At 48.2% G+C, this 9,517-nt stretch carries 4 protein-coding genes; 3 read left to right on the forward strand and 1 reads right to left on the reverse strand.

Annotation, left to right across the window (positions count from 1 at the left end; translation table 11 throughout):
- Positions 1-151: 151 nt before the first annotated feature.
- Positions 152-757 (reverse strand): YitT family protein, encoded by a 606-nt coding sequence (locus CSQ88_RS21155; RefSeq protein WP_099400044.1) that lies wholly within the window; start codon positions 755-757, stop codon positions 152-154.
- Positions 758-978: 221 nt separating this feature from the next.
- On the opposite strand from CSQ88_RS21155, the gene CSQ88_RS21160 reads away from it, so the two are divergent.
- The 3 genes from CSQ88_RS21160 to CSQ88_RS21170 all read left to right on the forward strand — a co-directional run bounded on the left by CSQ88_RS21160 (position 979) and on the right by CSQ88_RS21170 (position 9,255).
- Positions 979-1,530, forward strand: a complete 552-nt coding sequence (locus CSQ88_RS21160; protein ID WP_099400045.1) for a DUF5610 domain-containing protein — start codon at positions 979-981, stop codon at positions 1,528-1,530.
- Positions 1,531-2,137: 607 nt separating this feature from the next.
- Positions 2,138-8,560, forward strand: a complete 6,423-nt coding sequence (locus CSQ88_RS21165) for a DUF4214 domain-containing protein (RefSeq protein WP_099400046.1) — start codon at positions 2,138-2,140, stop codon at positions 8,558-8,560.
- 107 nt (positions 8,561-8,667) lie between these two features.
- Positions 8,668-9,255 carry a glycoside hydrolase gene (locus CSQ88_RS21170; RefSeq protein WP_099400047.1) on the forward strand — a complete coding sequence of 196 codons (588 nt, stop codon included), beginning with the start codon at positions 8,668-8,670 and terminating at the stop codon, positions 9,253-9,255.
- The last annotated feature ends 262 nt before the right edge of the window (positions 9,256-9,517 follow it).

The following is a 9,517-nucleotide window of genomic DNA, read 5'->3' on the forward strand; positions in this document are numbered from 1 at the left end:
GTTTTGATACCCGCTTCGCCAGTTAAATATTGCTGAACGACAGAGAGCTTGAATTGCGTTGAGTACTTGGACATAAAAACACCCCAAAAATATGGACGGGTGTCCAACTTTTGGGGTGCAGTTCAAATAATGGCCTTTTTTTATTGATGTATTACATGCCGATGTACCGGTCTGGCCGGTGATTAATTGCAATCGCAAGGTTTAAAGCAAAAGCACCTAATACAGATATTAATAGTTGTTTGTGATCAACTACGCCAAAACCAACACACAGAATAAAGAGATCAACCACTAACTGCACATAGCCTGTGCGCCAGCCAAAACGCTTTTGTAAATAAAGTGCCAATACGGTTACGCCACCTAAGCTGGCTTTATGCCTGATCAGCATCAAAATACCTACGCCTGCCAGTAAGCCGCCCATTAAACCTGCAAAAACAGGATCAACATCCCCCAGATTAATCCAGTTTGGCAGCCAGCCGCATAGCAGGGCGAGTGTGCCTACGCAGGCAAATGTTTTAAGCGTGAATTCTTTACCCAGCATACGGTAAGAGAAAATATAGATCGGCAGATTAATCAGAAACAATACGGTGCCATACGACCAATGGGCGATGTAGTGCAGCAGAAACGCCAAGCCCGTTGCCCCGCCTGTGAGCAGCCCCGCTTGTTTAAAAAACTGGATTGCCAGCGCCATGAGCAATACGCCGGTCATTAATCCTTGTAAGTCTTCGAGCAGGGAGTGGGAGTGTTTGGGCTGGGGCATATAAAACCGGCGCAGAATGATCAATCAGGAGCGGAGCATAGCCACGAATGCTATTCGGGTAAACGGAAGGATGTCGCAATTTTTACATGTTTTGCGCTAAATCAAGCCGCTTGGCAGCAAACCGTCGATCAGAGGAGGAAAGATAGTACTGAAGTTAAGTATGTTTCCTGCCGATAATCTGTCGTATACCTTTATGCAATAGATTGATAAGGAGCCTTATCGTGATTAACTCTGTTTCCACCTCATCGCCAGCCGCTGTCCAAAGTAAGGACGTGAAAGATACGGATAAAAAGCCCGGGCTGAGCGAGGCAAGCATTCGTGCACAAACAAACCAGCAGATCTTACAAGCTTCTTTGCAGGTTTCGATCAGCAGTGGCGATAAGCCAATGCAGCTCTTATTCAGAACGGCTATTGATAAGATAAATGAAGTGCTTAAACCAGAATTTGGTGACGATGCCATTAAAAATGCGATGGGCCAGGATAACTCGCCCGAAGGCACTGCCGGGCGAATAGTTGCGCTCTCAACGGGGTTTTACGATGCTTTTGCCAAACAAAGGCTAGGGCAAGACCCGGATAAAATTGCTGAGGAATTTACTAAGGTAATCCGTGGCGGGGTAGAGCAGGGTTTTAAAGAGGCAAGAGATATTCTTAAGAGTTTGCAGGTGCTCGATGGCAGCATTGCCAGTAATGTGGATAAAACCTACGATTTAGTACAAAAAGGTTTAGATGATTTTTTGGCGGGCAAAAAGCAAAAGCCTGCAGAAGCAAAGTAAGGCCATCCTGCTTATTCAGTAATCCCCTTCCTGTGCTTTTCACTGTGATCCCGAAGCTTGATTGTACTGAGCTTCGGGCCAGCGTTTCTTATTTAAAACCTTACATAAAAGATAAATACCTGATTATTTAGTCAGGTTTGTGTTCTTGCCTTTCCATGCGGAAAATCCGGTATTTTTTTGTAAATAAGAACTATTACTGTGTTTTTATGGGGTTTTATTGGGTTGTTTTTCCATAAAAATGGTGAAAAATAGCGATTTACAGAGGCGTGTCATATGAAAATCACAAATATTTAAATGGGTCAACCTGTTTGTCTGAGGGGCAGAAATATATAAAAGCTGGCTTTGTTTGCTAAAAATCAAGATAAATTTTATGTTTTTTGACAGGTAAAAATATTTTTATAAATAAAATCAATGATTTAGTTGTTTGCTGTGGTTTTCAATAGCCGTTCACCCCGTGCTGAGCGGCTAATCCTCATTTTGTGATTGCTATCACATTTTTAAATTTAGGGGAGGAGAACAATGCATTTGTCCGTGGCACGATCCATTATGGAAAAGCCCTGGCTTAAAGCTGGACGATAGCTTACACAAACTTTTAGGAGTTCGTAAAATGGCAACTGCAGCAGCACTGACTTATGTACAGAAACTGTATATCGCTTACTATCAACGTCCAGCAGATTATGCTGGCTTACAATACTGGTCTGACCGTGTCGATAAAGAAGGCGTTTCTAATGTTGTAAATGCCTTTGCAACATCACCTGAATCTGTCTCACTTTATGGCTCTTTAGCACTACAAGCTCAAATTGATGCTGTATATAAAGCAGCTTTTGGCCGTGCCGCAGAAACCGTCGGCCTGCAGTACTACATCAATGAAATCAATGCCGGCCGTTTAACCATCGGCAAAATGGCGTTGGCTATTCTGGATGGCGCAACAGGTACAGACGCAACAACACTGGCATCCAAGCTTGCCGTTGCTGGCGCATATACCGATGCGCTTTCTGATAACGCAGGTATCCTGAAATACGTGGGCGAATCTTCAGCCACTACCGCGCGTATTTTCCTGGCTGCAGTTTTACCAAGCACACAGGCTGCTCAAACTGCCGCTATTCCTGCAAATATTGCAACACTGAGTGCTGCAACCTTATTTACCTTAACACCTGGTTTAGATCTGCAAACTGCAGACAGCTTCTTTGCCTCACAAACGATTTTCAATGTGGATGGCAAAGGCCCAACCTTAAACACAGGTGATAAATTATTTGGTACGGCAGGTAAAACTACCAATACCTTAACGATTACTGATTTGTCCCCTGGTACCACCAACGGCAATATCCCTGCCGGCGTTACGCTGACTAATATTCAGAACATTATTTTGAATTCTTCAGGCAATACTGCAGCGGGTACAGGGTTCAGCACTGTTGGCTATGCCGATGTACGCAGCCTGAAAGGCACAACCAATGGTGGTGCAGCCGATGTATTTACGGCAGCGAATGGCGTCAATGGCACGGTAGTGAATGCTACACACAATGGTTTTGCAGGCGCTTTAACGGTGGTGGGCGGTACAGATGTCACTGCTACCTCGGTGGGCGGGGATATCTTGGTAGGTAGCCCTGGCCTTGCCCGCGTACCATTGGCTGCTGAAGTCACTACTGGCAAAATTGTTGTTAATCAAAACAACAGTGCCACAGGTAAAGTGAATGTGTTTGGCGGTACTACCGTTAATGTCACCACCAGCTCTTCTTCAAACAGTGGCGTGATTGAAATCGGTAATACGGCAGCCAATACCGGTAACAACACCGCAGGTAAAGTAGCCAATGCATCAGGCAATATCACCGTAAATAGCGCAGGTACTGGCGCTATTACTGTATTTGGCGGCGTAGATGTGTCGATTAACGACACCGCATTAAAAGGCGCGGGCGCAATTACTGTTGGCGATGCAGGCCGGGTTGATTTAACAAACCTGCCTACAGGCAATGTCACCATCAATGAAGTGGCGCAAATTGCTTACAACGGTCTCGCTGGCTCTACCAATAACAATACAGCCGCGGGTGCAATTGGTGTGTCTGGCGGTAAAAACGTCACCATCACAAGCAATGCTGCCAATGCGGTCAATATTGGTAATTTGGGTGCCGCTAAAGAAAACACACTGAACCCAAGTGGCGTCATCAAAGTAACCAACACTGGTATTGTTAATAACGGTGCTGCGACTGGTGCAGTCCTTATTACCGGGGGCACAGACGTTACCGTTAGTACAACAGGTGCAAATGTTACGATTGGCCGAGCAGCCAATGCCGGGGTGGCAGATCAGGTCAGCAACCCAACAGGGAATGTCACGGTTACAGAAACCCTGAATGGCAATGGCTTTGCCCGTGCTGTGGTCATTGATGGTGGCTCTAACGTTACAGTGAATGCTAAAGGTCAGAACGTCACGATTGGTCAGTCTGTTGCCAGCGCACCTACAGGTGCGGTGCTGGTTAATCAATCCGATATGCTTACTGGCACGGGGGCTTATTTAGCCACTACCAATGCAGGTGATGTGATTGTGGATGGTGGTACAACAGTTACCGTAAATACCACGGGTGGTGCTGTCACAGTAGGTGAAGTCATTAGCGGGGTGAATACCGTACCAAGTGGTGCTGTAGCGATTACCCGTACCTTCAGCGGCCCGGGTGCTGATACCACTACCGTGCGCGGTGGCTCTACCGTGGCGATTACCACCACCAAAACCTCAGGTGCAATTACGGTGGGTGCTGCTTCTGATGCACTTAATGCGGCAGGTACAGCACTGAAAGACGCTAATCTGGCCCCTACAGGTGATGTAACCATTGCAGATGTGACGTCGGTAGGCGGTATTAACTATCACGGTGTAGGTGTAGTTAATGTAAACACTAACGGTGCAGCTACGGTTTCTATTCGTGGGGGTAATACTGCAGCGATTAAAGATATTCAGGCTACGTTGGCAACGGGTGGTGGTAATTCAGGTAAAGCAGTGGGCGTCAGCAAGCTGGCTAATGTTTCCCTGACTGGTCTGCAAGGTGCTGATGGTGTAGCTATTACATCAGATGCCTTAACAGCGCTGTCGGTACTCAATACTGAAGGCGGTGCCAACACCATTACCATTACCAACAATACTGCTGCACATGCACTGACGATTACTCAGGGTGCCAATAATAAGAATGTGTGGGATAACGGTGTTGCCACCACAAGCAATGTTACTGTGGTTGACAGCAAAGCCGGCACACTGACTATTACAGATAATGGCACTGCTTCCAGCGCCACTCTGCAAGTGGATGCGGCAGCTGCAACGGCGGTTACGGTTAATAATGCGGCAGCGGCTACGCTGAAACTGGGTAACGTTTCTACCGCCATTGCCACCGTAACATTAAAAGGCGCAGGTGCAACAACCTTTGATACCGCCGATGTATTTGGTACAGGTAATTTGGGCAAAGCCATGACGGTAGATGCCTCTGCTGCTACGGGTAATGTCACTTCCTTAATGCAGGCAACCACAACTGCAGCCACTGCACAGAAATATATGGGTGGTAGCGGTGTAGATACGCTCACTGTTAATTCCAATGCATCGGGCTGGGGTAATCTGGTTGCCATTGATGGCGGCGCAGGCACCAGCGATGTACTGGTGGCTAACTATGCTGCAGCTGGTACAGATGTGGCTTTAGGCAGCGCAACTGCGGTGAAAGGCTTTGAAATCTTGCGTCTGGGTGCGCTGGCTAATAGTGCTGCAGGTAGTTACGATGCTTCGGGCTTTAATACCGATGTTCAGCTGGGCGCAGTGGCGGGCAATATCACGCTGACTAATCTTGGCGGCGTATTCTCGGTTACAGCCAATACCACAGATAAAACAGTGAGCCTTGCAGGCAGCAACACCACTGCAACTAATAATGCGCTGACGATTAATGTGGGTACAGGCGGTACTGCTCTGGCAAGCCCTGGTTCGGCGATTCTGGCAGCAGGGGGCGGCTTAGGTACGGGTATAATTACAGCTAACGCATTCGAAGCCATTACCATCAATGCAAAAGGTGGTTATGTTTCTACTGCCAATGCCACTAGCCTGAATACGGTCTCACTGACAGATACAGGCACAGCGGGTGCAGCAACACTGGTTGTAGGCGGCGATCGCGGCTTGGCGTTAACTTCTACTGCTGGCTTTACTTCGATCAATGCCTCGACTCATACCGGCACAACAACCAATAACGGCACACTGGTTAATTCCGCCACATCGGTTGATGTCACTGCAGCTAAGGTATCGAATGCAGGTACAACCTTTACGGGGGGTACATCTGTACTGAAAGCCGCTGGTTCTAATGACACCACTAACTTCAAAGCCCTGGTGACATTAACCGGTACAGCAACCAACAACTGGCAAAATGGTGATACCGCCACAGTAACCATCAATGGTGCAACGTATACCTACACCTCGATTGGTAACAATAGTGCGGCGACTGTGGCAGGCTTACTGGCTGCAGCCATTACCAATGATGCCACTACCAATAATGCACTGGGTAATGTGGTCAAAGGTGGTACGGGCAGCCCGGCAGTCACTGCCGTTTCCAGCGGCGGCAGCATTGTCTTAACCAAGGCCGCTGCGTTTGAAGTGGGCACAGCAAAAAGCGCTGCAAATGCAACGATTGCTGATGTGATTGTGGGCGGACAGCAGCAAATTGTTCTTGAATCCGCTACAGCAGTAGGCGGTGCGGGTGCGGGTAATATCACGGTCACCTTTAACGGTGGTGCGGGTGCTATTACCATCGCTGTTGCCAATAACGATACAACAGCTCAAATCGCCACTAAAATTGCTGCAGGTATTACCGCTGCAGCGTCTACCGATAAGCCAGGCATTGCTTCGGCCGTAGTGGTGGATAGCACTAAAGTGCTGATTACTGTGCAAGCGGGCGAAATCTCACAACTGGCAGTAGCCGGTACGGCAGCCTTTGTGGGTGCAGGCGTTGCAACAACAGACAGCACTAACTTTGCTACAGTCGACAATCTGTTTACTTCAGGTGCGGGCGGTGGTGAATACAAGGCTGGCTTGGGTGGCGCGTGGAATGCGATCAGCCATAAGTTCTCTTCAGGTAGTGAAACAGTGAATCTGACTGCTTCTACCGCCAAAGTAGATAAGCTGATCCTGAAAGAAGGCGCAACGCTCACCGACAACGGCAGTAAAGGTGGCGTGACTAAGTTTACCGTCAACAGCCAGTCTGCAAGCGATACCATTACCTTCCGTAATACGGCTGATAATGCTGACCTTGCCAAGACCATTCTGGCTAATTCGGGTACCAATGGGGTGAATAACGTAACGGGTGCCAACACAATGGCAACGGTGCTGGATTCCTCCGGCGCGTTGTTTACCAAGCTGGCTAACTTAACCTACAGCATCAGCAATGGTGTGATTACCTTCGGCGCCACAGGGGGTAATAACCTTTCCCAATTCACTACCAATGAGCTGATCAGCGCAGCGTCTATCCTGGTCAGCAGTGCAACCACGGGTGGTGCAAATAAAGTGGTGGCCTTCTCGTCCAACGGCCGCAGCTATGTAGTGTCGTCTGATAACGGCAATACATTGCAAGCGGGTACTAACAACAACAGCGTGATTGTAGAGCTGAAAGATGTGGCTTCTGTGAAGGGCTTTGGTTCTACCTTCGGTGAAGCAATAGTGGTTGCAACGAATGTAACCAATATCACCGGCTCTGCTGATATTACAACGCTGGCCACCAGCTCCACGCTGGATTACACCGGCTTCTCTAAAGCAACATTAACCGCAGCCGGTACAGCTGCCGCCAATACTAATACCACTAAGTTTACTAACTTAGCGGCCTCAGCTGAGGTGGTATTGAATGCGACGGGTAATACGCATATTGGCTTGCTGGAAACCACGCAAATGGGCGCGTCTGGCAGCAACAGCCTGACCGTTACCATGCAAACCAATGCCACAACAGTGAATAAGCTGACCGTGACAGGCGACGCCTTAGTGAAATTTGCTGCAAATGGCGCTGCGCATATCGTGCAAGAGCTGGCCGATGCAAGCAATACCGTGAATACCATTCAGGTTACAGGGAATAATGCGTTTACCCTGCTGAAAGAAACCGGTACTGCCTTGAACACCATCGATTCCACTCTGGCGGGTGGCAAGTTTACCTTTGGTAACGGTACCTTCACCAACACCACTACCTTCACTGTAACGGCTGCAGATGCACATAATAATGTGACCTTCAATCTGGCAGCAGGCCAGGCGGCTGATCTCTTTACCAGCGGCTCGGGTCTGAAATTTATTCAGGCTACAGATTCAACTGCCGGTACAGAAGCTGCATCGGTTGGTACGGGGTTGATTCAGGCGGTGGCTTCAGGCGGCAGCAATACCTTCACTCTGGGTAATGGTGCTAACCAGCTGGTTGCCAACGGTGCAGGTGATGTGATCACGGTGGGTACAGGCTCTAATACCATTGTGGCCACAGGCGCGGGCGATGTATTTAATATCGCTTCGGGTGCGGGTACAACACAGGTCACTGTGGGTACCGGGGCTACGGTGAATATTGGTACGGTGAATGTAGCTAACGGCGGAGCTGAAACCGTGGTTGTAACAGGTGCTGTAACAGGCGGTACAACAGCAGCTTATGCAAACACCACGATTAACTTTGCTGCAGGCTCTACAGTGACAGGCCATCAGGTTAGCTTTGGCACCACTGCAGATGCCTTCACATTATTAGGGGCTTCAGTTGCAGCTTCACAAATCAACGTGGCTACAGCGGCTTCTCTGACCGATGCTTTAAACATGGCTGCTAACTTTACCCTGCTTACAACTGCGCAGGGAACTGATCCAGCTGCATCCACTTTAGCTGCAAACACTGGGCGTGTTGATTGGTTCCAATATGGTGGCGACACCTATGTGGTGGCCATGGTTAACAGCACAGGCGCAGCACTGCAGCAAACAGCCCTTGATGCCAATGACATCGTGGTGAAAATCACGGGTCTGGTTGATCTGACTGGCTCTGGTTTCGCGGGTGAAGTTTTAACCTTCTAATCTAAGAAAGCCAGGTGGCAGATTCTTTGCCAGCCAATAACCCCGCCCCTTTCAAAGGGGGCGGGGTTTTTTTGCTATAAAGGTTTAGCCTTTTTAAGGAGAAAATCATGGGCTTGTTGATTACTGTCGCACATTTAAGCGCTATAGCAGGCAAGGCCACGCCGCTGATGCCCAGCCTGCTGGAATGGATCAATAAGCTGTGCCCGCAGTATGAAATGGACAGCGCTCAGGAATATGCCCATTTTTTAGCGCAAGCCTGCGTTGAGAGTGATCACTTTAAAACGCTGCAAGAATACGCAAGCGGGGCGGCTTATGAAGGCAGGGCAGATTTGGGTAATTGCAAAGCGGGGGATGGTGTTAAATATAAAGGGCGCGGCATCTTTCAAACCACAGGCCGCGCTAATTATTTGCAATTAGGCATTAAAAAAGGCCGCCGGGATCTGTTTATAAATCACCCGGAAATGCTGGAGCAAGCCGAATATGCAGTCTGGAGTGCATGCGAATACTGGGCTGGCCGGCATTTAAATGACGCGGCTAATCATGATGATCAGGATGTTTTAAAGAAAAAATATCATGGCAAAGTATTGGATTTATCCCCGGTTGAATTTATCAGTATCAGCATTAATGGCGGATACACCGGGATGGCGCAGCGCAAAGCGTATTACCTGAAGGCGCGGCAGGTGTTGCTGAGCTAAGTATTTGATTTGTTGTGTATTTAAAAAAATAAGAAGCAGTACACTTATTCCCCGCTTTGAAAAAGGGTGGCCAGGGGGGATTTGCTTTGACGCTGAGTTTAAATAAGCAAAAAACCAAAGGCAAATCCCCCTCAATCCCAATGCTGTTCACTTTATAGTCAAATGATGGATAATTGATAGATAATTTCTTTTTTTCATTAATCATGAAGTATGGCGAGCAGAGCTGCACATTTGGAAGATTCGATTCGAATATCTGACTACT

The sequence above is a fragment of the Iodobacter sp. BJB302 genome (genome assembly GCF_002735645.1).
GTDB lineage: Bacteria > Pseudomonadota > Gammaproteobacteria > Burkholderiales > Chitinibacteraceae > Iodobacter.

Bases quoted from the DNA above. Each gene is read 5' to 3' on its own strand.
- CSQ88_RS21165 (WP_099400046.1), top strand. From the start codon at position 2,138: ATGGCAACTGCAGCAGCACTGACTTATGTACAGAAACTGTATATCGCT.
- CSQ88_RS21155 (WP_099400044.1), bottom strand. From the start codon at position 757: ATGCCCCAGCCCAAACACTCCCACTCCCTGCTCGAAGACTTACAAGGA.
- CSQ88_RS21170 (WP_099400047.1), top strand. From the start codon at position 8,668: ATGGGCTTGTTGATTACTGTCGCACATTTAAGCGCTATAGCAGGCAAG.